Below are 23,003 nucleotides of genomic sequence, written 5' to 3' on the forward strand. Positions count from 1 at the left end.
TTGTTTAGCAATTATTTTGGCTCGCTACTTCTCTCCGACCTGTTACATGCTCGGTCAAGGTATCCCGCAAAAAGAAGATAAAAAAAAGATAAAAGGTACCGCAGTTTTTCTCTAAAAACACGTATTGTGAAAGAAATAGTTGTCGTAATTTTACAAAAGGCTTCTTAGACTTACACCAATTTTGATTGCTGTAATTGATAAATACTTAAGAAATGCTTGTCACTAAAATTACAATATTTTCTTTACAATCGATACTGGTAGTCTGGAAAAAACTCAATCTTGAAATCACCTAGCTTATTTGCGAGACCTATATGCAGAACGAAGAAGTATTTTTGAATTTACCTCTTGACAAGGGATGCAGTAGCAATCAGCGAATTGATACAATATCAACGGCGCCTGTTAGTGAGGGTGTGGTATTACAGCTAGCTGATGGTACTATTTACGCTTGTAATGCTACTGCTCTGAAAATTCTTGGTCGTACTGCGGATCAATTACAAGGGTCAACTTCATGTAATTATCCTTGGCAAACAATTCATGAAGACGGTTCTGAGTTTCCTGGTGATCAACACCCAGCAATGGTAGCACTCTCTACTGGTGAACCTTGTTTGAATGTGGTGATGGGTTTTTACAAACTTGATGGTGAGTTAGTGTGGTTAAAGCTCAATTCGCAACCGATGTTTCGTACTGGAGAAGTTGCACCATATGGGGTTGTAACAAGTTTTGTTGATATTACAGAATCAAAATGTAAAATTGAAGACAGATGCGAGTTATTTGATGCTGCGATAGAGCAAACAGAAAACGAGCGATTACAACGTACAGTTTTAGTTATTGATGATTGTCTAGAAGATAGAGAAACTTATCGGCGTTATTTGCTTAAAAATAAAGGATATAATTACGTAATAGTTGATGCCAAGTCGGGAAAACAAGCACTCGAACTTTTTCAAAGCCACAAACCAGATTTAGTGTTGCTCGATTATTTACTGCCTGATATTGATGGGTTAGAATTGCTCGCAGAATTAAAAAAGTTACAAAATATTTACTATACTCCTATAATTGTACTTACAGGTCAAGGTTCGGAAGAAGTTGCCGTACAAGCGATGAAGTTGGGCGCCTCAGATTATTTAATTAAGGGAGAAATTACTTCAGATAAACTGCGGTCGGCTGTTAATTATACGCTTGAAAAAGCACAGCTACAAAGGCGTATAAAGCAAAGTGAGGAACGATTGCGATTAGCTCTAGATGCAGCCCATATGGGTACTTGGGAGTGGAATCTTCAAAGCAATGCGATGATTTTCTCTGAGTATGTAGGGACAATGTTAGGGTTGGCTGCGGGTGAATCGTTACCAAATTATGAAGTGTTTTTAAATAATGTACACCCCGCTGACCGTGAACGGGTGAAAAGAGCTGCAAGTGATGCCATTGCATCTGGAAAAAAACAAGATGTCGAATTTCGGGTTGTTTGGGCAAATGGTACTGAGCGATGGTTGCAAATCGCAGGAAAATTATACACACATCGGAATGGACAACCACGCTGTATTATTGGGACAGTGCTTGATGTTACCGAATCTAAGCAGGCAGAAATAGCGCAGCGCTTAGTTTTCGAGCGCGAACGAATTGTTTCGCAAATTGCTGCTTCTGTTCGCCAATCGCTTAATTTAGATGCGATTTTGGACACTACAGTTCAAGAAGTACGGCAGTTTTTACAAACCGACCGTGTATTGATTTTTCGTTTAATGCCCGATGGCAGTGGTACTGTTGTAACTGAGTCAGTAGCAACTGAGTGGGCATCTATTCTCTCTTCAAGAATTAATGACCCTTGTTTTGCTGAAAAATACATTGAAGCTTATCGCCAAGGATTAGTGACTGCTAAAAAGGATATTTATACTGCTGATATTAACCCGTGTCATGTGGAATTACTTGAACAGTACTCTGTACGGGCTAATTTAGTAGTGCCTATTTTACAGGGTAAAAATTTGTGGGGATTGTTGATTGCCCATCACTGTTCGCAACCAAGAGAATGGCAGCAAATAGAAATTGATTTACTTATGCAACTGACAACACAGGTGGGAATTGTAATTCAACAAGGAGAACTGTTAGAAAGCGAGAAAGCTATTCGTGTTGAGGCAGAAAAAGCAAATCGCATCAAAGATGAATTTTTGGCGGTACTTTCTCATGAATTGCGCTCACCCCTAAATCCAATTTTGGGTTGGGCAAACTTACTTAGAAGTGGCAAGCTCGACGCTCTAAAAATAGCTCAAGCGGCAACGACTATCGAGCGCAATGTTAAATTGCAAATCGATTTGATTAACGATTTACTTGATGTGTCGCGAATTTTACGTGGAAAGCTTGTACTTAATTCATCACCTGTGAACTTGGAGTCAATTATTTCCGCTGCTTTAGAAACAGTACAATTATCGGCAGAAGTCAAAGCGATTCAAATTAATACAAGCTTAGAACCAAATATTAAACCTGTATTAGGCGATAGCGCGCGTTTACAGCAAGTCGTTTGGAATTTGCTTTCTAACGCCGTGAAATTTACTCCGCAAGGAGGATGTGTTGCGGTAATGCTTGAAGAGACGAATGGAATGGCGCAAATTACTGTGCGCGATACAGGTAAAGGAATTAAACGAGAATTTTTACCTTATATATTTGATTATTTTCGTCAAGAAGATAGCAGCACCACTAGAAATTTTGGTGGGTTGGGGTTGGGGTTAGCAATTATTAGGCACTTGGTAGAATTGAATGGTGGAACGATATGTGCAGAAAGTGCCGGTATAGGACAGGGTGCAACTTTTACCGTTTGTTTGCCGTTAATGGCAAGCACACAAAGTGATTTATATAATCACGAAGCAATAAATAATTCTTTAGATTTAAATGGCATCAATATTTTAGTTGTTGATGATGAAGTTGATTCGCTTAATTTTGTTGCTTTTTTCTTAGAACAAGCAGGTGCGACGGTAACAGCGGTATCTGAGTCTACGCAGGCACTCGAAATTTTAGCTCGATTTAAACCTGATATTTTGATTAGTGATATCGGAATGCCCGAAATGGATGGTTATATGCTGGTTCAGGCGATTCGAGAACAAGCAATAACAATACCAGCGATTGCTTTAACTGCTTATGCTGGTGAGTTTGATCGTCATCAGGCACTCAATGCTGGGTTTCAAAAACATCTTTCTAAACCCATTGAAACTCATAGTTTAATGCAAGCGATTGGCAGTTTACTTAACAAGTGAAGTGTTATGGTGCCTCAACCTTACTCAATATCATCTTGCTTCTCTTTTTATCAAACTGATTGTAGACTTTTCAAGTTTAATACAAATTCTAGTAAGACGAGTTATAGGCGCCTATATTACCCGCCAACTTTCGAGAAGTTTAATTTACTAAATCTAATTTTGTCATATATATAAATAATACCATATAGGCATTTAATAAATATCGATTAAAATAAGCTATTTAACTTTCTTCCCTATCAAAATCAGCTATAATATCTTGAATTTCATTGGTAGCAATATCTTCTCGGTCAGACTTAGAATAAATCGTTAATAGTAAAATACTTGTAGGTGACTCAACTTGATAAATCAACCTATATCCAGCATTCTTACCTTTTTTTATATTACTATTGCGAACCCTTAATTTATAAACAACATATTCCTCACCAATATCTCCTATTCTATCTCCTAAAATATTACCTTGCTGTAATTCCTCAATAATTAATTGAATATCAGAACGAATGTTGCGAAATCTCTTGGAAAGGTCGCGCAAATTTCGTTTAAATTCAGCGGTTAAATCAATGGTTTAATCTGACGATAAACACTGGATGCGTTATTATAAACTCGATAGTGTCAATCATCATTGCTTTCAAGTATGGAAGAGCGATAACAACACTTGGCAAGACGATATTAGAGTTAAAGCTGCTTTCTTTCTACAAGCAAGAGATGACGACCATTGGATGCGGTATGAATATATGAAAAATGGACAACATAGCACTTTTAATATATGGAAAGGAGATAATACTTGGGTATCTTGAATGTGAACCAATGGTTCACATTTTTGAAATTGGTTATTAAGGCGCCTCAAGAGTACGGAATTTTAATGAAGAACGTAATACCTTATATAACACAGGAAGCGCAAATAAAGAATTTGGAGTTTTAATCATATGTGCCACTTCAGCAAATCTTTTAGAGATATCGGAATCACTGACTGAAAGCTCTAAAATTTTATCTATATACATTTGCATCAACTGTGTAATTTTATCTGCTTTACCACCTTCTGTTGTTTCGTAGCGAAAATCTTCACCTGTTGCCATCAACCAGGGTGTTTGTAAAATTTTTGCTAATTGTTTTTGGAACTTTAATGTAAAACCTTTTACGTTACAAGGCGAATTTTTAAATTGCTCTTTCAAGCAACGTGAAAGTTCTAATGCAGAAGCAGCTCCTGTTGTCATTCCTTGACCGTAGATTGGATTAAATGCACAAACTGCATCCCCAATTGCGACTATACCATCTGGAAGGCGTGAAAGTTTTTCGTAATGGCGCCTGCAATTTTCTGTGCGTCGATAACCATATACTGGGGATATAGGTTTTGCGTTTTTGATGGCATCATAAATTATCGGACTACGTAGACTTCGGGCAAATTTTAAAAAACTATCAGCATCTGTAGGTGGGTAATCTTTGGACATCCCAGCCAGTGTAATTGCCCAACGATTCGCTTCTACAGGGTATAAAATTCCACCGCGCAAGCTGTCGGGTGGTTTTGCCGCTACTAACAGTGCTTTCCAAGAAGCGCAAAACTCATCTGGAACTTCATACCAGCATGTACTGTATCCTAAAAAAGAATTAATTATCGTTGTTTCGGGCGCCTGGTAGCCAATTTCTTCTAAAAACTTGGGTAACTGCGAGTTACGTCCACTAGCGTCAACGACTAAATCGGCTGTTAGTTCTTTGTCGAGAGCGCTATTTTTACAATGTAATTTAACTCCAGATACTTGATTCTCAGTATTTACGAGTAGTCCTTTGAACAAGGTAGACGTTACAAACTCTAAATTTGGAATTATTTGTATTAAAGCAGAATCCTTGTATGATAAAAATTTAAGTTTAACAACTTTTACTCCAGTCCATATTTCAATTGTGGCTACTGTTCTATTTACACAATCTTTATTTATAGTAAATTCATAAAGCATATTTTGTAAAAAAACATGTCTTTCAGGATTTTTTGAGCAGTGAAGTAAAACAAAAATTAGTTGTAAAAGTGTACTTTTACCACCTCCATTTTGACTACCAATTGGAAAAATATTTGGTACAAAAGCTTTTTCAAAAGTTATATCAACATTTTTTAAAACACGAAATTCAGGAACTTGAACTCGCTGCAAACGCATAAATCGCTCCTATTAACGATTAAATATCAACTAATTACTATCATTACTTGGAATAGTTATTAAACACTATAAGCATGAAAATTGATTTTAACATGTCTACTCCTAAGCAAATGCCCTTCACATTCTATGAACAAAGCTTCTGTTACTCCTACTGTATCTTCTCGACCATCAGCATACTTGGCTATTTGCTGACCTACAATTCTCAAACCTAGTTTTTGTAATATTTATGGTGATATCACTAAATATGTTGAACCTGTATCAACTAGTGCATCGAATTCGCATGTACGTAGTAAGCTGGGTGCTAGTAAACCTCGACTTATTAATGCTTCGTCTATTGCGTTGGTTAGTTTTATTTTGGTGTAAACTGCTCCCATTGTTTGAGTCATTAATTTTAGGTTACTGGTTATATATTAATTATATATTATTGGTATTGTCAGTTTCTAGGAGGGCGCCTCTTGTTGAGCTTGTTGGTAAGCTCTAAGTCGCTCCAACGCCACTCTCCTTAACGGGGGAAACCCCCGCACGGAGGTGGCTCCCCAACCTACGTATTTGCGATTGATAATAAATTATAGCTACTGTAGGATATAAGTATCGGTTCATTTTGTAAAAGATAGCACGTAATTATGATTACTCAATCGTTAATTAGTGAGATTGTCAGCAAGCAGCGTCAGTTTTTCTATACGGGTGCAACTAGAGATGTTAGTTTCCGTGTTGAACAACTAAGAAACTTGAAACAAGGAATAATGCAATATGAACATGAGATTACTCAAGCGTTAAAAGCTGACTTAAATAAACCAGAGTTTGAAGTTTATGGTGCAGAGTTTTCGCTAATTTTTACTGAAATTGCTGATGCTATTAAACATCTAAAGAATTGGGTAAAACCTCAAAGAAAAGGACTTGAATTGTCTTTTTTGCCTGGGTCGGCTTATTTATATCCTGAACCATTGGGTGTTGGTTTAATTATAGGCCCCTGGAATTATCCTTTTCAATTATCTTTACTGCCGTTAGTAGGCGCCATTGCATCAGGTAATTGTGCAATTGTCAAGCCTTCTGAAATTGCTTCTCATACTTCCCATGTAATAAATGACGTAATATCAAAGGTTTTCCCGCGCGAATATATTGCTGTTGTTGAAGGTGGGGTAGAAACTACTCAAGAGCTGCTGCAAGAAAAGTTTGACCATATCTTTTTTACAGGTGGTACAGCCGTCGGTAAAATTATTATGAAGGAAGCAGCAAAACATTTGACACCAGTTACTTTGGAATTAGGTGGTAAAAGCCCTTGTATAGTTGATACAGATATTAATCTTGAAGTTAGCGCGCGACGAATTGCGTGGGGCAAGTTTTTGAATGCTGGCCAAACTTGTATTGCACCTGATTACCTATTAGTAAATAAGTCTATTAAACAGGATTTATTAAAAGCAATAGCAGATAGTATCAAAGAATTTTATGGCGATAACCCAATAGACAGTCCTGATTACTGTAGAATTATCAGTGAAAAGCATTACACTAGATTGATAAATTACATTGAAGGAGATATTTACTTTGGTGGCGAATATAATTCTGATAAATTATTTATTGCTCCAACTGTAATCAACAATGTTTCGTGGCAAGATTCAATTATGGAGGAAGAAATTTTTGGTCCAATTCTTCCTGTTATTGAGTACGAAGATATTAATGAGGTTATAGCAGCAATAAATTCTCGTCCGAAACCTCTTGCTTTATACTTGTTTACAAATAATAAAGATTTACAAGGGCGAATATTACGTGAAACTTCATCTGGTGGTGTTTGTATTAATGATACTATTAAGCACTGCGGAGTGGCTTCGTTACCTTTTGGTGGTGTAGGAGATAGTGGAATTGGTAAGTATCACGGCAAAGCTAGTTTTGACGTTTTTTCGCATTACAAGAGTGTTTTGAAACGGGGTTTTGGTTTTGACATGAAAGTTTTGTATCCTCCTTACGAGGGTAAATTAGCTTTGCTCAAGCGGGTTTTTGGTAAAAATTAAAATGGGATGGGTGTCCTGCCCGTCCTTTTGTAGAATTTATAGGAAAAAGCACTCTTCGTGCTTACTACGAGCTATTTTAAACATCTTATTGCTTCTAGTAGTCCGCGTGCTTTATTTAGGGTTTCTTCGTATTCTTTTTCGGGTTCTGAGTCTGCCACCAAACCGGCGCCTGCTTGTACACTAACTTTGCCTGCGCGCGCTACCATTGTACGGATGGCTATGGCTGTATTTAATTGTCCTTCAAAGTCGTAGTATCCATATACACCTGAGTATACTCCTCGGCGTGATGGTTCTAGTTCGTTGATTATTTCCATTGCTCTAATTTTTGGCGCCCCACTTACTGTTCCTGCGGGAAAACAAGCTTTCATTAAGTCCCATGCTGTTTTTGATGGCGCCAGTTTACCTATTACGTTACTGACGATGTGCATGACATGAGAGTATCGCTCAATAACCATTAATTCATCGACGCATACGCTGCCACTTTCACATGCTCGACCTAAGTCGTTTCTACCTAGGTCTACTAACATGACGTGTTCGGCAATTTCTTTGGGGTCTTGTAATAAGTCTTTTGCTAGTGCGTCGTCTTCTTTTGGAGTTTTACCGCGTTTTCTTGTGCCTGCTATTGGACGCAGTGTTGCTATATTGTTACCGTCGGCGTCTTTTTCGGCTTTTACCATGACTTCTGGACTGGAGCCTATTATTTGCCAGTCTTGGAAGTTAAAGTACGCCATGTATGGTGATGGGTTGATTTGACGTAGTGAGCGGTAAAGTGAAAAGGGGTCTCCGCTATATTCGGTTGTTAGACGCTGGGAAATTACTACTTGAAATATATCGCCTGCTTTGATGTATTCTTTGGCTTTCTCGACACTGCGACAAAATTCTTCTTTACTAAAGTTACTTTGATACTCTTCGGTTTCGTTTGAACGAGGCGCAAGACTTGCAGGTGGTGTCCATTCTAAAATAGTTTTGGCTGGCTGAAGCGGTGATGATAATTTATCCACCATTTGCGTAACACATTCTACGGCTTTGTTGTACGCTTCTTCTACATCACTGTTGCGTAAATCTGCATATGCTATTACCCAAATTTTACGTTTAACTTGGTCAAATATGAGTAAATTGTCTACCTGCATCCACAATCCATCAGGTATATTACGCTCATCTTGAGTATGAATTGGCACTCGCGGTTCTATCCACTTGATTAATTCATAACCCCAAAATCCAAATAAACCACCTATTCCTGGTGGTAACTCTGGTAACTTAACTGGATTATATGGCGCCAAACAGTTTGCTAATGCTTCAAATGGGTCGCCATCGAATACTACTTGTCTTGCGTCGCGATGCGTTTGCGTTGAAAGTTCTCCACGCGCTTCTAATACCCATAAAGGATTACAACCAAGCAAACTATAACGTCCGACTTTCTCACCACCTTCGACTGATTCCAACAAAAAACTATAAGGTTGTCCAGCACATACCTTATACCAAGCTGAAACAGGTGTATCTAGGTCTGCAACCCACTCTTGATATACCGGAACAAAATTACCAAGATTAGCTAATTCAGTAAATTGTGAGAAATCGGGAAAAATCATAGAAAAGAGTTATGAGTGCGCTCGTGCTGAGTGCTGAGTGAGGGAATAAGAGTTGAGAGTAGAAAGTGGGACTCTTTACTCTCTTTACTTCTTAAACTCAGCACGAGCGCACTCAGCACTTTTAACTTTAAATTAGTTATGCGTCGTAAGTATACTTACCGCTGAACTTGAGTTGAGCAGGGCTGGGGTTTTCACCAATTCTACGGTCAACGTAACGTACTTTTTCACGTCCTTGGTTGACTTTTTCTGGGAATACACCATCTGCTGGGTGAATCTTTGTAGTTTCACCGCTTGGAAGAATCCGGTAAATTTGGTAATTGGTGATTTTAAATTTCCGAAGCTGACCACCGAGTGCGATGCCGTATTCTTTACGAGCTAAATACAACAGGTTATCACCTTGACGCATTTTAGCGGCGCCACCAGTGGGCATTTCAAAAACTTGCTCTTTGGGGCTAGTCCAGGTGATTGCGTACATTTCTTCCTCGGCTGCTTTGGTAAGCAAGCCGCCAGTGGAGCCACCGAATAAAGGAGCTTGTCCAGAAAGTGTTTCTGCCATAAGGTTTTCACTTCATAGTTTTTACGGCATCCTAACATTGCCCGGTAGACAACATTGCGATTATTTCATAGTCTGTAACACTTTTTTAGAAGTGGAAAGTCCTGAGTGCTGAGTACCGAGTGTTTTTTACTCCAAACTCAGCACTCAGAACTCAGCACTTTTAACTCCTAACTCCTAACTCTTGGCTTTTTGTCACGGTGGGTACAGTAAAGTGGAATTCGCTTCCTTGGTTTTTTCCTGTTGATTGTGCCCAGATGTCTCCTCCCCAACCTGAGACAATTTGACGACAAATTGCTAACCCTAGCCCTGTTCCTCCTGCTGTTCTTCTTAAGGCGCCTTCTTCTTGGTAAAAACGGTCGAATACAATTTCGAGACGATTTGGCTCGATTCCTCTACCTGTGTCGGCAATTGTGACTTCGACCATTTGCTCGCTGTTGAGGCGCCCAATGATTGTAATTTTTCCGTCGGGTGGAGTGAATTTACAAGCGTTGTCTATCAGCTTTGCAAAAACTTCTACTAGCCAATCTCCATCTGCCAATACTAAGGGCAAATTATCGGCGATGTTAGTAGTTATTTGTGGCAGATTTTCAATCGCTGTACGGGCACGTACTCGACTCAGGGCTAAATCGATACATTCCTGTAATGTCAATGATTCTGGATGCCATTCAACTCGACCGCTTTCAAGATTCGATAGTGTTAAGAAATCTTGCACGAGCTTTCGCATTCGCTCGGAATCTGATAAGGCTGTGTTGAGCATTACTTGCTGCAATTCCAAGGGCATATCAGGTTCCGAAGCAAGGCTTTCTAAACAAACTTGAATTGTTGAAAGTGGTGTGCGTAGCTCGTGTCCAGTAATGGCGATTAAGTTACTACGGGTACGGTCGAGTGCTTCAAGTTGACTGTTGAGGTCTTCAAGGTTGGCAAACGACTCGGCTTGAATTAATGCGGCGCCTATTTGAGTTGCTATTGCTTTAACTAAATCTATTTCGCCTGTGTGCCAAATGTGTGGCGAATTTCCACAGTAATGTAACTCAACAATCCCCAACAATCGTCCTTGATAATAAACAGGTTCAAGTAACCAAGAACGAATTCCTAGTTTCTCTACGTGTTTCCATACCACGCTTGATGTTGATGTACGACTGTCGTTCATTGTATCGGCAACGCACACCCCTTCTGAATGCTTTACAACTTCCGCAAATAACGGATTGTTGTCTAGCTGCCAAGTTTGTCCTTTTACCGATGTTACCCCCGCACGAATAAACTCATGCTCGATTGTCGCTCCCAAGTCACTCACCTGTGCGCGATAAATTAAACACCTACAGGCGCCTAATATTTGTCCTAGTTCTTGCGCTGCTGCATGAAGTACTTCTTGTGGGTTTAATGAACGCCTAATTGTTGTTGTAATTGAGTTGACTAAACGCTCTTTTCGTGCTTGGGCGGCAATTGAACGATAAGCTTTATGCAATTTGTATTGACTCGCCTGCAAATAAGTTACTAAGCGCTGTACAAACGGATCTGTGTCTATATCACAGGCATACTCGTTTGTTTTTACAGGCTCTAAAACATCTTTGTACTTACCAATACCAAATCGGCGCCGAGCCGAGTTGATTTTTTTGGTTAGCTCCGGTCGGTAAGTTTGAATGCGCGTTAATAGCAAATCAGCAGCTTTCAGGCTAACACCTCGCTCCGACGTCCAGATTCCCTCAAACCTTCGCGCTGTGTCCATATCTAAGCTTGGACTTAATTCGCGTAGGTCTTCCTCATCTTGACTATCGTGTCGGCTGGTTGAACGTGAAAACTCTCGACAAACCAAACAAGTGGCATAGTTTTGAGCAATCACAATTAGATGCCATTCAAGACTGAGGGCATCTTCTGGTTCAAAAGCTACTTTTTCGTAATACTCGGAACTGCTAGTAAAATCAGTTTCCGGGGCAGCCAAAACATATACTTGGTCACTTCGTTGTGCTAGTCGCTCATATCGATGTGCCTCTTGGCGATAAAAACGCTCGCGCTGAAAACTGGCTATTACCAGCGGGGCTTCGAGAGTTGCCGCCAATACTTGGTCTTCCATCGCATGGGAGAGGGCTGTTAGCGAAGCTTTAAAATACAGTTGTGGACGTAGGTAGGGTAAGGTCTGTAGCAAATCGCTCAGTACCGAAGTCGAAATGCTCATGCGTTTCTCGAGCAAAAATCTGGACAAAAAACCATCTCTCAGCTGCATTGTACAAATTACAACGGTCTTTCAATCCAAACACATGGTTGCGATATGTAAAGATTAGCAAAGCCGAAGCCGAAAGTTTTAGATTCCTCTCTATAGATATTTGTTTTTCTTATTATACATGGTTAGTTTCCTCTATATATTCGCACATCAGTTAAATTTTATCTACCCTAATAATGACAACTTGGCGCCATCACTCCAGTAGTATAATTAGCAATATTAAAAAAGTATTAATAATATTACATTTGTTTAAAATTATCTCAGTATTTCAATTGCTTATTTTTGTTGATACTCCCCTGTTTACAATATATCCAATACCACTCCAGATGCATAACTATCCTTAAGACAAACCTTAACATAAGTTTAGATTTGTAGTTTAATTCACACTTAAGAGCCTTGTCCCAGATTCAACATATTATCAACATATTAAGTGATAATCAGAACAGATGGTATTTTTATACAGTTAACTTTAAATTTAATTTATTAGTATACAAAAACACAATTCTGGCTCAATAGTAATACGTAAAATTCAAATTCAATTAGTAGATTTAATTGGCAAGATGCAGATATTGCGATGTTTGACAAATTAATGTAATATAACTTTGTTGAAAAATATAATTACAAAATCATGTAAAATAAACTCAATTGTAAACTATTTATTTCAGATGGTTTTGCACGTGTAACTTTATCGTCATAAGTAGTTTAATCCTTGTCAGCAAAGACTTTGATGGGGGAAATGAGTTTGAAAATAACTTTAAAAACAGCAGGTAAATCATTTCCCTATGCCTTGAAGAAAAGTGAGTATTTATATACTCACTTACTTCAACATCTCGTCTTGCATTTTCAACAGTAGTAGGCATTTTCCTTTACCTGCTTGCGGTGAAACATGAAAATTGCGATTGTTGCTCCTTTATGGGAACGTGTACCTCCTAAAGGTTATGGTGGTATTGAACTAATTGTTAAGTTATTAACCGACGAATTAGTTCGGCGTGGTCATGACGTCACATTATTTGCTTCAGGAGATTCAATAACAGCAGCAAAACTTAAAACAGTACACCCACAAGCGCTACGACTTGACCCGAATATCAAGGAACCGGGTATTTATGAGCATATGCTCCTCGCTGATGTTTTCCAGCACGCGCATCATTTTGATGTTATCCACTCTCACTTTGGCTACCAAGCTCTTTCTTACAGCAGTTTCGTCAAAACTCCTACTGTTCACACACTCCACGGCGCCTTTTCTGAGGAAAATGAGAAAATATACCGTCGCTTTGCTTGGCAGAAGTTCATTAGTATTAGCTTTTCGCAACGCGAACCACGTTTGGGCTTAAATTACATTCACACCGTCTATAACGGTATCGACACAAGCGTCTACGCTTTTAACTCAGAACCCGTACAACCACCATTACTAGCTTTTGTTGGACGCATATCGCCAGAAAAAGGCCCCGTCGAAGCCATCAAAATTGCCCGTGCGACTGGCTTACCCTTAAAAATGGCGGGTAAAATTGACGTTGTAGATAAAGATTTTTACACCGAGCAAGTTGAACCACTCATCGATGGTGAGCAAATTCAGTTTTTGGGTGAAGTCTCTCACGAAGAAAAGGTGAAACTTCTATCAGAAGCATCTGTAACTTTATTCCCCATTAATTGGCGAGAACCATTTGGTTTAGTAATGATTGAGTCAATGGCAACTGGTACACCTGTTGTTGCTATGGGTCTGGGGTCTGTACCCGAAGTTATTGCTCACGACAAAACTGGTTACGTGTGTCACTCTCTTGAAGCCATGATTGAAATGGTTCCTTATGCTATGAAGCTTGACCGTCATACTTGTCGCGAGTATGTTGTTAACCGCTTTAGTGTTGAATCTATGGCATCGGAGTATGAACGCGCTTATTCGATGGTTATGGGCAACGGATAAAACGGATGTAACGGATGTAGCTGATCAACTATCCGTTACATCCGCTACATCCGTTGCCAGATATATTATAAATACTTATATATGTAAGAAAGGCTTTTGCTTGGCTTAATCAACTAGTAATCGCTTGTTAAGCAGTTTTTTCAAGTATTTTGTTCTTTTAGAACAATTATAGGCGTTTTTTAACATATATAATTTAATCAAATAGAAAAACTTTTGATATCAGGCGCCATTTATGCGTTAAAGCTGTAATAATGTTTTCGGTTGATTTGTGTCTTGAAATTTACATTTAATCATACGGAAATCAACACATTTTTATCGTCTTTGACATACTATCTGGCGTTATAATCTATAAAATTTCTAAAAGATTTACATAAGTTAACAAAGCGACTCGTTGCGTTTATTGTGTAAGTTTTATACCAAAATGCTTGGTATAGATATTTCTAACAGTGCTGTTTGCGGTTCTACGGCAACACGGCAATAACGAATTGAATTAAAAAAAAGGCGCCTTTTTTCCTGTTGACGCTTTTTTGACGAAGAAACTAGACCTGTTATCACCTGGAAATTGGAGCATGACACCGGATACATTAATCGCACCGGAAAAAATTTTGCTGGACGGAAAAGCTTTTGTCCCTGCCGACCAAATCCCTATTCCTGAATGGCCCTGTGTGGCTAGCTCGCGTCCACAGCCTACATTAACTATTAAAGATGACGATTTATTTTTAGTTACAGATACTTTAGGTAATATTTCTGGGTGCGGTCTTGGTGACAGCAACCCAAGTATGGGATTATTTTGTTCAGATACACGCTTTTTAAGTCGCTTAGAGTTACAAATTGACGGATACTCGCCTGTTTTATTAAGCAGTACTGCTGATAAAGGGTTTTCATTATCTGTTTTATGTACTAATCCGCGTATTGATGAGCGTTTACGACCTGATACGATTGGTATTCGTCGTGAGCTTGTGTTAAACGGCGCCTTATTTGAAGAAATAGAAGTATCTAATTACAGTACTACAACAATTAGTTTTGAGCTTAGTCTTAGTTTTGACGGTGATTTTGCCGATTTATTTGAAGTGCGTGGACATGGCAGAGAAAAACGCGGCCGCTTATTGCGTTTAGCTGAAGGGGTCTCTCATCTTGAGGTGCCATCAGAAGAAGACCATGAACATCATCATAATTCAGACGAAGTAACCGAAAAGTCTTTATTCCTTGCTTATCAGGGTTTAGATGGAATAATAATGGAGTCGCGGATTAAGTTCCAGCACCGTCAGCCAGATTATTTTAAAGGTTATACAGCACTTTGGCGGTTTGAACTGGCGCCGCATGAAAAGCAAAAAATAGGTTATCGTGCTAGACCTGTTACAAATAATAAGTCGAGTTCAATTGTCAGTGCGCCTGTAACATTAGGTCAGGCGAAAGCTGCTGAAGTAATGGAAGAGCAAAACTGGGTACAGCAAATAACCCGGATTCGCGCTGATAAAGGTATATTCAACCGAGTTATCGAGCGTGCGGAACAGGATATGTATTTGCTACGACAGTCATTTGGTAAGCATAAAACCGTATCCGCTGGAGTACCTTGGTTTTCGACGCTGTTTGGACGCGACTCAATAATCACCGCTTCGCAAACCTTGATGTTAAATCCTGAAATTGCGAAGGAAACTCTTACTTTATTAGCTATATACCAAGGTAAGCTCGAAGACGAATGGCGTGAAGAGGAACCAGGAAAAATTCTACACGAATTACGATTTGGAGAATTAGCACGCTGTAAAGAAGTACCTCATACTCCTTATTACGGTACAGTCGATGCGACTCCATTATGGTTAATGCTTTATGCTGAATACTACGCTTGGACACATGACTCTGAAACCCTAGAAAATTTGTGGAATAATGCGCTTTCCGGGATGGAATGGATTGACCGCAATATGAAACAAACAGGTTATTTAAGCTATCACCGCAGGTCGAGACTAGGTTTAGCAAACCAAGGTTGGAAAGATTCTGGTGATTGTATAGTTAACCGTAAAGGTGAACTTGCCTATGGTTCAATAGCACTGTGTGAAGTACAAGCGTATGTTTATGCTGCTAAATTACGTCTGGCTGAAATTGCCCGAATGAAAAAGCGTTTAGATTTAGCAGACCGTTGGACTGATGAAGCGCGTAGTCTGAAAATGCGTTTTAACCGTGATTTTTGGATGGAAGACCAAGATTTCTGTGCCCTAGCTTTAGATGGTGATGGGAAACATGTAGATAGTATTACTTCTAACCCAGGTCACTGTTTACAACTAGGTATATTTACTCCCGAAAAAGCTTACAGCGTTGCCGAAAGATTACGGGCGCCGGACATGTATAACGGTTGGGGTATTCGTACCTTGAGCAGCTTATCACCTGCATACAATCCAATGGGATACCATATTGGTTCCGTGTGGCCCCATGACAACTCAATGATTGCTATGGGGTTACGTTCCCTCGGTTTAATAGACCAAGCACTCGAAGTTTTTCAGGGACTAGTTGACATGACCAGCGTTCAACCATACCAACGTCCACCTGAACTACTTTGTGGATACGAACGTGATGGAGATAACGCTCCAGTGCTATATCCTGTAGCATGTTCACCACAAGCATGGGCAACTGGTAGCGTCTTCCAACTAATACAAATGATTGTCAATCTTGTTCCAGATGCACCAAACAACTGCCTTAGAGTTATTGACCCAGCTTTACCCGAATCAATTACTCACCTTTCTATACACAACTTACGTGTAGGTCCAACTATTCTCGACCTAGAATTTGAGCGTTCAGGTAACACAACAGCTTGCCGTGTAGCTAAAAAACGCGGCAACCTACGTGTCGTTATTGAAGCCTAAACATGTAGAGACGCGATATATCGCGTCTCTACATTAATTATTTTTCTTCTTGAACGTCGCTTTTGTGTCCAGGTGATGCTTCAAATATTGCATCAAGCTGCTGACGAGCGTCTTCTACGTTAATAGAACGCATTACTAATAAAGGTTCTTTAATTAAATTGCCCGAACTATCCAACAATTCTGGATGAGGCACAAATTGCTTTCTTGCTGTGTAACCGTAATTACCACCTTGTGGTCTTGTTGTATATGTTCGCTCTCTATCAAAACTAAACATAATTAAGTTACGAATCAAATTCGCAACAGCAATAATCGCGAGAACTGTAAAAGCAAGAATGTAAATAAGGTGTAACATAGGGGTTTCCTCCAAGGCAGCGTATTATTAAAGGGTTTATAAATCGATACTAGATTTGCAGTTTGTACTTGATACTGAAATTTAAATGCAATCAAATCAAAACAAGAACTACGAAAACTTACTTAACTAGCTAAATATTGGGCTACACTCTTATCTTTTATCGATACTAAGTAGCATAATATACTTTAATCTGAAGATAAACTGGTTAAATCATTTCTTTGTAATTGTAAAGTAATATAGCTGTACTTCCTACACTTCACCTTGAGCGCGATGATTCATAGCCACATTCCAACATTCGGTAACAAGCTGATGCCAAGGCATTAAGGCTTCCATATCGATTCCAACTTGTCCAGAGGTCGCGCTAAACATCATCTTCGCAGTATTTACCTGTTCTTGCGCGGTCTTTACTCGCTGCTTCAAGTCTGACTGCTGCTGTGTACTCATAAAATCAATCCGCTCAGTTTCAAGCAAGTGCAAGGCACGGGCAAACCAGTACTGGAAATCTTCCAATAAAGGCTGTAAAACTGACTTTAGTAATTCCGGTTCTGGTAGATTTGAGTCCCGCATAAATGAGAAGCATACTTCTAACTTTCTTATTAATATTAACTTTTTTAACGATTCTTAACACTCTAGAATCATAAGATACTTCTCACACCTGGCATTTTGTAGCAAGGGCTACAATCTATATTATAGTCGATTTGATTAATTACCTGTAAAACTTTAACTATATAGGGAACACAAACCTTTTACTGTCAATATGTACAGTTATGATACAAAAACATGACTTTTACCTTAGTCCGACTCTATCGTTAACATAGATGCAGAACTATGTTCTGTTCTTCGGCGCCTCAAAAGTGCAAAAATCACATTTGTAACAAGTCCAATACCAAAATTAATTTTGCGATTGGAATATTAAAATTACCATTACAGGTAATCAAAAGCAAATTGATTTAGTTTTTTAATTTAAGTACTAATTAAGTAGTAAGTCAATGTGTCAGAGGAGGTATCTTTGTGTAAAGATGAACAGAATATAAATATTTTATTAAGAAAGCATGAGAGAATATATCGCGCCGTAGCGGTATCTATAGGTTAGAGTTTGTTGACTTGATATTGTTAAAATCATCCTCCACATGGCTTAAGTTGTGAATGACGGGCGACCTAGGAGCGGCGCCACAATAATCAAAAACGACCATGTTAGTATAGGAACTATTTTTTTACAATATAAGCGCAAGTCCAAATACAAAGTAATTAAAGAATTAAGCCAAAGGTAAAACAGCCGATGTCGCCAAACGTAACACAACTAGATAATAATCAGCCAGAGCAATCAGAGCAATCATCCGTCGAAAAAATTAGTTTACCCCGCACAAGCGAGTCGGAAAGCTTGAAGAAAATTCGCCATACGACTTCTCACGTCATGGCAATGGCAGTACAAAAGCTGTTTCCCAAGGCACAAGTTACAATTGGTCCTTGGATTGAAAATGGTTTTTACTACGACTTTGATAGTCCAGAACCTTTTGCTGAGAAGGATTTAAAATCCATCTACAAGGAGATGATAAAGATTATCAACCGTAAACTGCCAGTAACGCACGAAGAAGTTAGTCGAGAAGAAGCGGAACGTCGAATTAACGCAATTAACGAGCCTTACAAGTTAGAAATACTAGCGGACATCAAGCAAGAACCCATAACAATTTACCATGTGGGTGACCAATGGTGGGATTTGTGTGCAGGACCTCACGTTGACAATACAGGTGATTTAAACCCGAAAGCAATTGAACTTGAAACTTTAGCAGGCGCCTATTGGCGTGGCGACGAAACCAAGGCACAATTACAGCGTATATATGGCACCGCATGGGAAACACCCGAACAGCTAGCAGAGTACAAGCGACGTAAAGAAGAAGCACTACGTCGTGACCACCGTAAACTAGGCAAAGAGTTAGGGTTATTTATATTCTCTGACTTAGTAGGGCCGGGTTTACCATTATGGACACCCAAAGGCACTTTGTTACGGAGTCTTTTAGAAAATTATCTCCAACAAGAACAAATTAAACGCGGTTACTTGCCTGTTGTTACTCCTCACATTGCCAAAGTTGATTTGTTTAAAACTTCGGGACACTGGCAGAAGTACAAAGAAGACATGTTTCCTCTCATGGCAGAGGATGAAGAAGCGAAAGCTCTGGAAATGGGTTTTGTCATGAAACCAATGAACTGTCCTTTCCACATCCAGATATATAGCAGCGAACTACGCTCATACCGTGAGTTACCAATGCGTCTCGCCGAGTTTGGCACAGTATACCGCTACGAACAATCTGGAGAATTAGGTGGTTTAACACGTGTGCGCGGATTTACAGTTGATGACTCGCACTTATTTGTAACACCCGAACAACTCGACTCTGAATTTCTCAACGTCGTTGATTTAATATTGTCAGTGTTCAAAAGTTTGCAACTAAAGAACTTTAAAGCACGCTTAAGTTTCCGCGACCCAGAAAGCGACAAATACATAGGTTCAGACGAAGCATGGGAAAAAGCTGAGGGTGCCATTCGTCGCGCAGTTGAAAATTTGGGAATGGACCACTTTTTAGGTATAGGAGAAGCTGCCTTCTACGGTCCCAAATTAGACTTTATCTTCCAAGACGCATTAGAAAGAGAATGGCAACTTGGAACGGTACAAGTTGACTACAACTTACCCGAACGCTTCGATTTAGAATATGTTGCTGAAGACGGTTCACGTAAACGTCCAATTATGATACATCGGGCGCCATTTGGTTCCTTAGAACGATTAATTGGTATTTTAATTGAAGAATACGCAGGTGACTTTCCATTATGGTTGGCGCCAGAGCAAGCACGTTTACTACCAGTAAGCGAACAATTCTTAGACTACGCCAAAGAAGTTGCTGCCAAAATGCGCGCTGTAGGTATCCGTGCAGAAGTAGATATCAGTGGAGACAGACTAGGTAAAATAATTCGTAACGCCGAAAAACAAAAAATACCAGTAATGGCAGTAGTAGGCGCCAAAGAAGTAGAAACAAACACCCTAAGTATCCGCACACGCGCATCAGGAGAACTAGGAAGCGTAGCAGTAACAGAAGTCATCGACAAAATGAAAAACGCAATCACCAACTTCGAGAACTTCTAACACTCATGTAGCACAGGCATCCTGCCTGTGCAGTCAAAAATTTACATATCACAACAACTCAAAAATTTAATATAAGTTGTATGAATAGCAAAGAAATAATCATTACCAAGGATGAAAACCTGTAATGAAATTAACCTCAGTTAAAACAGGCAAAAAACGTCCTCCAGTACTTCTAATACATCTCGCAGAAGCTTGATGGTGTAACCCTCGCTCAGTTGTTTTCCAGGAGTAAGTTCTTTGCCTAAGTCTTGTCCCTCGATAAACTCCTGAATTAAGAAAAATTCGCCATTTTCTTCAAAATAAGCGAAGAGCCTGGGAATTTGATTATGGCTTTGTCCCAGGTTGTACATTATTTTCGCTTCTGTCTCAAACAACCGTAAAACTTCTGGTTGTATAACTTGAGGATGTAAGCGCTTGACAACACATTTTGGCTTCGGTTCTGCGGGAATGTCTAAATCTTCTGCCAAGAACGTTTCGCAAAAGCCTCCTTGCCCCAATTGCTCGATAATCTTGTAATGCTGCCGTATGACTTGTCCAATCATTGCGTTGATGCCACTGAAGTTATTATTGTAAATTTTGGCACAACAACCCTTCCGCAGTCAGTACTTAATTCAAGTTTTCAGGTTTAATATTTTCTTAACAATTATGGGATGGCGCCTTCGTCAGAATTTTTTTCCTCTTCCTCTGATTCAATTGTATCAAATTTTACTTTATTGTATAAATCTTGCAACGTAATTTCAAACGGAACAGTCACTAAAGAAATTTTTTCATCCTCATGATCGTATTCTTGTATTGACCAATGCTTATCATCTATTTTTGAATAATGCAATACATTAATTTCATCCTGTTCAATCAATAAATACTCTTCAAAAGATGGTATTGTGCAATAAGCATTAAATTTAGTTTTTCTCTGATTCTTCTCAGTAAGTTTTGGCAAAACTTGAATGATTACTTTTGGATTGGTAATTGTATCTTTACGATTCTCCAAAAATTCTGGTTCACCTGCTATAACCATTACATCTGGGTATGTATAAATACGTGGCTTCGGTAGCCAAAGACGCATATCGCTTTTGAATACTTCATAATTTTCTCGCTTGAACGCAAAATTCATAACAGCATAAAAATTACCAGCTATTCGATTATGATTCGCACTTCCACCTGCCATTGGAATAATCTCTCCATCTATATACTCGCTTTTTGAGTCGGCTTTTTCCTCCAAAGCTAAGTATTCCTCTATGGTATAGTACCGCTTTTCTGTGACTTGCATTTGCGTAATAATAATATTGGAAGCGATAGGACAAATGTTACTTCTTTCCTATCTTAGGATTACCTTTGATTATAGCAAGAGTATCCACGTATAAATAAAAACATAATGTTAATACTGCAACCTCTTACAGAAGAAACGATTGCGCTAGGTATACAAGAACTTGTGAGTCGTGATAATGACTTAGCAGAAATTATTCAAACCTATGGGTATCCACCAAACTGGATACGGGAAAAGGGTTTTATTGGACTTATACGAATTATTTTAGGACAACAAGTTTCGGTTGCTTCGGCTAATGCAATATTTAAGAAGTTAGAACTTTTAGTTAATCCGTTAACGCCAGAACATTTTATTAAGTTTGATGATTTGCAGTTACAGTCAGCAGGTTTAAGTCGTCAAAAGATTGTTTATACACGCGCCCTAGCTGCTGCAATAGCTAGTAACTCACTTGATTTGGATAAACTTGAATTGGGTGATGAGGCAATTTTACGCGCGGAACTTACAAAAATTAAAGGTATTGGTAATTGGACTGTAGATATATATTTAATGATGTCGTTACAGCGTCCTGATGCTTTTCCTGCATCTGACTTAGGAGTGATTCTTGCTTATCAGAAATTAAAAGATTTACCTACACGTCCAACACCACAACAACTAGAAGTTATTGCTGAGAAATGGCGCCCGTGGCGTGCTATAGCTACAAGGATTTTGTGGCATTATTATTTGAATAACACAACTAAAGTTAAAAGTATTTAATTTTTTCTTGTGGGGTGGGCATCCTTGCCCGCCTTTAATTTTGAGATTAAATTAACAGGCAGGGATGCCTGTTCCACAAGATTTGATTTTAGAGTTTGACAAATGATGACATTGCTTTTACAAATTCTGCTGTTGACTCATATGGCAGAACATTTCTTCCTGGAATTTTAATACCTTGTGCTTGGGGTAAACATGCCAAGTACTCGGCTAAACGTTCGTTTGCTTTTTCTTGTTCTCCTTCTTTGGCTATACTCGATGCGACTTCACCCATTACTGCAAGTACGGGTTTTTGAATTACTGCTACCTTGCTACGATAATCTTGGCGCCAAAATCCAGCTAAGAATGAGAATACAGCATAGCGAGAAGCCATATTAGAGGCGCCTTTCTGTAAAGTATTTAGCCATTCACTATCAACTTTATCAGAGGATGCAAATAGTCTTTTAGTTGAGAAGTTGCGTAAAAACTTCTCGGTACGTGCATAACGATAGAATAAATTTCCAAATAGTGAACTAAATATTGACCATGCTAAATTTTGGCGCCATTTGGGTCTGTCTTTACTAATTAGTGACCAAGTGGGAGGCCCAGATAACACCATTCCCGCGATTAAATCGGGTACTTTCTGGTATAATTCGACAGCTACAGGAAATAAGGCGCCTTGTACAACTAAAATTACTGGCTTCTGAATTATATTTTGAATAAAGAATTGTAACTGTTGTGCTTCAAATTCGGGTGTAGATGGTATAGCGGGCATATCACTGTCACCGCATCCAATTAAATCAGGATTATAAATCTGATTTTGATGACCTTGATTGTAAAATTCGCGAATGAAACGCTGCCAAAATTGGCGTGATAAACCTACCCCGATAGGGTGAACTAATAATAAAGGGGCGCCACTTGGTGTATTAGTAGGATTGTACACCTCGTAAGCACAACGGTAGTTTTGCCAGGTGTAATATTGTGTCTGTGTAGTATCTTGAGTTAGCAT

At 39.0% G+C, this 23,003-nt stretch carries 20 protein-coding genes; 7 read left to right on the top strand and 13 right to left on the bottom strand.

The annotated features are described in order from the left end of the window. The first annotated feature begins 311 nt into the window (after nucleotides 1–311). Nucleotides 312–3,236, top strand: a complete 2,925-nt coding sequence (locus DSM106972_RS00700) for a response regulator (protein WP_127077901.1) — start codon at nucleotides 312–314, stop codon at nucleotides 3,234–3,236. A gap of 220 nt (nucleotides 3,237–3,456) precedes the next feature. Here the strand turns inward: DSM106972_RS00700 and DSM106972_RS00705 are convergent, their stop codons facing one another. Next, a complete protein-coding gene (locus DSM106972_RS00705) occupies nucleotides 3,457–3,765 on the bottom strand; it encodes a type II toxin-antitoxin system RelE/ParE family toxin (protein WP_233787286.1) in 309 nt (102 codons plus the stop codon). A gap of 55 nt (nucleotides 3,766–3,820) precedes the next feature. On the opposite strand from DSM106972_RS00705, the gene DSM106972_RS00710 reads away from it, so the two are divergent. Further along, nucleotides 3,821–4,030: a hypothetical protein gene (locus tag DSM106972_RS00710; RefSeq protein ID WP_186538564.1), complete on the top strand. Its 210-nt coding sequence runs from the start codon at nucleotides 3,821–3,823 to the stop codon at nucleotides 4,028–4,030. Nucleotides 4,031–4,066: 36 nt separating this feature from the next. Here the strand turns inward: DSM106972_RS00710 and DSM106972_RS00715 are convergent, their stop codons facing one another. The 3 genes from DSM106972_RS00715 to DSM106972_RS52405 are packed head-to-tail and all read right to left on the bottom strand — an operon-like array spanning nucleotide 4,067 to nucleotide 5,763. Further along, nucleotides 4,067–5,377 (bottom strand): NAD(P)/FAD-dependent oxidoreductase, encoded by a 1,311-nt coding sequence (locus DSM106972_RS00715; RefSeq protein ID WP_186538566.1) that lies wholly within the window; start codon nucleotides 5,375–5,377, stop codon nucleotides 4,067–4,069. 59 nt (nucleotides 5,378–5,436) lie between these two features. Further along, the gene (locus DSM106972_RS53030) at nucleotides 5,437–5,583 is read right to left on the bottom strand and encodes a hypothetical protein (protein ID WP_186538568.1); all 147 of its coding nucleotides are present in this window, start codon (nucleotides 5,581–5,583) and stop codon (nucleotides 5,437–5,439) included. 18 nt (nucleotides 5,584–5,601) lie between these two features. Then, nucleotides 5,602–5,763, bottom strand: a complete 162-nt coding sequence (locus DSM106972_RS52405; RefSeq protein ID WP_186538570.1) for a hypothetical protein — start codon at nucleotides 5,761–5,763, stop codon at nucleotides 5,602–5,604. Nucleotides 5,764–6,000: 237 nt separating this feature from the next. On the opposite strand from DSM106972_RS52405, the gene DSM106972_RS00725 reads away from it, so the two are divergent. Then, entirely contained in the window at nucleotides 6,001–7,383 is a 1,383-nt protein-coding gene (locus DSM106972_RS00725) for an aldehyde dehydrogenase (RefSeq protein ID WP_127077905.1), read from the top strand. A gap of 71 nt (nucleotides 7,384–7,454) precedes the next feature. Here DSM106972_RS00725 and trpE read toward each other — a convergent pair whose 3' ends face one another. The 3 genes from trpE to DSM106972_RS00740 form a co-directional block, all read right to left on the bottom strand. Further along, on the bottom strand, nucleotides 7,455–8,969 hold the full coding sequence (trpE, locus tag DSM106972_RS00730) for an anthranilate synthase component I (protein WP_127077907.1): 1,515 nt from the start codon (nucleotides 8,967–8,969) through the stop codon (nucleotides 7,455–7,457). 136 nt (nucleotides 8,970–9,105) lie between these two features. Beyond that, nucleotides 9,106–9,525, bottom strand: a complete 420-nt coding sequence (gene psaD, locus DSM106972_RS00735; protein WP_127077909.1) for a photosystem I reaction center subunit II PsaD — start codon at nucleotides 9,523–9,525, stop codon at nucleotides 9,106–9,108. A 160-nt stretch (nucleotides 9,526–9,685) separates the two neighbouring features. Further along, entirely contained in the window at nucleotides 9,686–11,698 is a 2,013-nt protein-coding gene (locus DSM106972_RS00740; RefSeq protein WP_127077911.1) for a DICT sensory domain-containing protein, read from the bottom strand. 931 nt (nucleotides 11,699–12,629) lie between these two features. Here DSM106972_RS00740 and DSM106972_RS00745 point away from each other — a divergent pair. Then, nucleotides 12,630–13,661 (top strand): glycosyltransferase family 4 protein, encoded by a 1,032-nt coding sequence (locus DSM106972_RS00745; protein ID WP_127077913.1) that lies wholly within the window; start codon nucleotides 12,630–12,632, stop codon nucleotides 13,659–13,661. 411 nt (nucleotides 13,662–14,072) lie between these two features. On the opposite strand, the gene DSM106972_RS52410 is transcribed toward DSM106972_RS00745, so the two are convergent. Further along, complete coding sequence (locus DSM106972_RS52410; protein ID WP_186538572.1) at nucleotides 14,073–14,216, bottom strand: hypothetical protein; 144 nt, start codon at nucleotides 14,214–14,216, stop codon at nucleotides 14,073–14,075. 14 nt (nucleotides 14,217–14,230) lie between these two features. Here DSM106972_RS52410 and DSM106972_RS00750 point away from each other — a divergent pair, with 14 nt between their 5' ends. After that, nucleotides 14,231–16,516 carry an amylo-alpha-1,6-glucosidase gene (locus DSM106972_RS00750; RefSeq protein WP_127077915.1) on the top strand — a complete coding sequence of 762 codons (2,286 nt, stop codon included), beginning with the start codon at nucleotides 14,231–14,233 and terminating at the stop codon, nucleotides 16,514–16,516. 37 nt (nucleotides 16,517–16,553) lie between these two features. On the opposite strand, the gene DSM106972_RS00755 is transcribed toward DSM106972_RS00750, so the two are convergent. Both DSM106972_RS00755 and DSM106972_RS00760 read right to left on the bottom strand, forming a co-directional pair. Next, nucleotides 16,554–16,868 carry a DUF2973 domain-containing protein gene (locus DSM106972_RS00755; RefSeq protein ID WP_127077917.1) on the bottom strand — a complete coding sequence of 105 codons (315 nt, stop codon included), beginning with the start codon at nucleotides 16,866–16,868 and terminating at the stop codon, nucleotides 16,554–16,556. 249 nt (nucleotides 16,869–17,117) lie between these two features. Next, complete coding sequence (locus DSM106972_RS00760; RefSeq protein WP_127077919.1) at nucleotides 17,118–17,435, bottom strand: DUF2605 domain-containing protein; 318 nt, start codon at nucleotides 17,433–17,435, stop codon at nucleotides 17,118–17,120. Between the two features lie 712 nt (nucleotides 17,436–18,147). On the opposite strand from DSM106972_RS00760, the gene thrS reads away from it, so the two are divergent. Then, nucleotides 18,148–20,001 carry a threonine--tRNA ligase gene (gene thrS, locus DSM106972_RS00765; RefSeq protein WP_127077921.1) on the top strand — a complete coding sequence of 618 codons (1,854 nt, stop codon included), beginning with the start codon at nucleotides 18,148–18,150 and terminating at the stop codon, nucleotides 19,999–20,001. 140 nt (nucleotides 20,002–20,141) lie between these two features. On the opposite strand, the gene DSM106972_RS00770 is transcribed toward thrS, so the two are convergent. Both DSM106972_RS00770 and DSM106972_RS00775 read right to left on the bottom strand, forming a co-directional pair. Continuing rightward, complete coding sequence (locus DSM106972_RS00770) at nucleotides 20,142–20,543, bottom strand: protein kinase domain-containing protein (protein WP_127077923.1); 402 nt, start codon at nucleotides 20,541–20,543, stop codon at nucleotides 20,142–20,144. Between the two features lie 101 nt (nucleotides 20,544–20,644). Continuing rightward, nucleotides 20,645–21,268, bottom strand: coding sequence for a Uma2 family endonuclease (locus DSM106972_RS00775; RefSeq protein ID WP_127077925.1), 624 nt, complete (start codon nucleotides 21,266–21,268; stop codon nucleotides 20,645–20,647). A 105-nt stretch (nucleotides 21,269–21,373) separates the two neighbouring features. Between DSM106972_RS00775 and DSM106972_RS00780 the strand changes: the two genes are divergently transcribed. Further along, the gene (locus tag DSM106972_RS00780) at nucleotides 21,374–22,018 is read left to right on the top strand and encodes a DNA-3-methyladenine glycosylase family protein (RefSeq protein WP_127077927.1); all 645 of its coding nucleotides are present in this window, start codon (nucleotides 21,374–21,376) and stop codon (nucleotides 22,016–22,018) included. Nucleotides 22,019–22,106: 88 nt separating this feature from the next. Here the strand turns inward: DSM106972_RS00780 and DSM106972_RS00785 are convergent, their stop codons facing one another. Next, a complete protein-coding gene (locus DSM106972_RS00785) occupies nucleotides 22,107–23,003 on the bottom strand; it encodes an alpha/beta fold hydrolase (protein ID WP_127077929.1) in 897 nt (298 codons plus the stop codon).

The organism is Dulcicalothrix desertica PCC 7102 (genome assembly GCF_003991905.1).
Classification (GTDB): domain Bacteria; phylum Cyanobacteriota; class Cyanobacteriia; order Cyanobacteriales; family Nostocaceae; genus Dulcicalothrix; species Dulcicalothrix desertica.

Bases quoted from the DNA above. Each gene is read 5' to 3' on its own strand.
- DSM106972_RS00710 (WP_186538564.1), top strand. From the start codon at position 3,821: ATGCGTTATTATAAACTCGATAGTGTCAATCATCATTGCTTTCAAGTA.
- DSM106972_RS00740 (WP_127077911.1), bottom strand. From the start codon at position 11,698: ATGAGCATTTCGACTTCGGTACTGAGCGATTTGCTACAGACCTTACCC.
- DSM106972_RS00745 (WP_127077913.1), top strand. From the start codon at position 12,630: ATGAAAATTGCGATTGTTGCTCCTTTATGGGAACGTGTACCTCCTAAA.
- DSM106972_RS00755 (WP_127077917.1), bottom strand. From the start codon at position 16,868: ATGTTACACCTTATTTACATTCTTGCTTTTACAGTTCTCGCGATTATT.
- thrS (WP_127077921.1), top strand. From the start codon at position 18,148: ATGTCGCCAAACGTAACACAACTAGATAATAATCAGCCAGAGCAATCA.
- psaD (WP_127077909.1), bottom strand. From the start codon at position 9,525: ATGGCAGAAACACTTTCTGGACAAGCTCCTTTATTCGGTGGCTCCACT.
- DSM106972_RS00770 (WP_127077923.1), bottom strand. From the start codon at position 20,543: ATGATTGGACAAGTCATACGGCAGCATTACAAGATTATCGAGCAATTG.
- DSM106972_RS00715 (WP_186538566.1), bottom strand. From the start codon at position 5,377: ATGCGTTTGCAGCGAGTTCAAGTTCCTGAATTTCGTGTTTTAAAAAAT.
- DSM106972_RS00725 (WP_127077905.1), top strand. From the start codon at position 6,001: ATGATTACTCAATCGTTAATTAGTGAGATTGTCAGCAAGCAGCGTCAG.
- DSM106972_RS52405 (WP_186538570.1), bottom strand. From the start codon at position 5,763: ATGACTCAAACAATGGGAGCAGTTTACACCAAAATAAAACTAACCAAC.
- DSM106972_RS00760 (WP_127077919.1), bottom strand. From the start codon at position 17,435: ATGCGGGACTCAAATCTACCAGAACCGGAATTACTAAAGTCAGTTTTA.
- DSM106972_RS00780 (WP_127077927.1), top strand. From the start codon at position 21,374: ATGTTAATACTGCAACCTCTTACAGAAGAAACGATTGCGCTAGGTATA.
- DSM106972_RS00775 (WP_127077925.1), bottom strand. From the start codon at position 21,268: ATGCAAGTCACAGAAAAGCGGTACTATACCATAGAGGAATACTTAGCT.
- DSM106972_RS00700 (WP_127077901.1), top strand. From the start codon at position 312: ATGCAGAACGAAGAAGTATTTTTGAATTTACCTCTTGACAAGGGATGC.
- DSM106972_RS00750 (WP_127077915.1), top strand. From the start codon at position 14,231: ATGACACCGGATACATTAATCGCACCGGAAAAAATTTTGCTGGACGGA.
- DSM106972_RS00785 (WP_127077929.1), bottom strand. From the start codon at position 23,003: ATGCTAACTCAAGATACTACACAGACACAATATTACACCTGGCAAAAC.
- trpE (WP_127077907.1), bottom strand. From the start codon at position 8,969: ATGATTTTTCCCGATTTCTCACAATTTACTGAATTAGCTAATCTTGGT.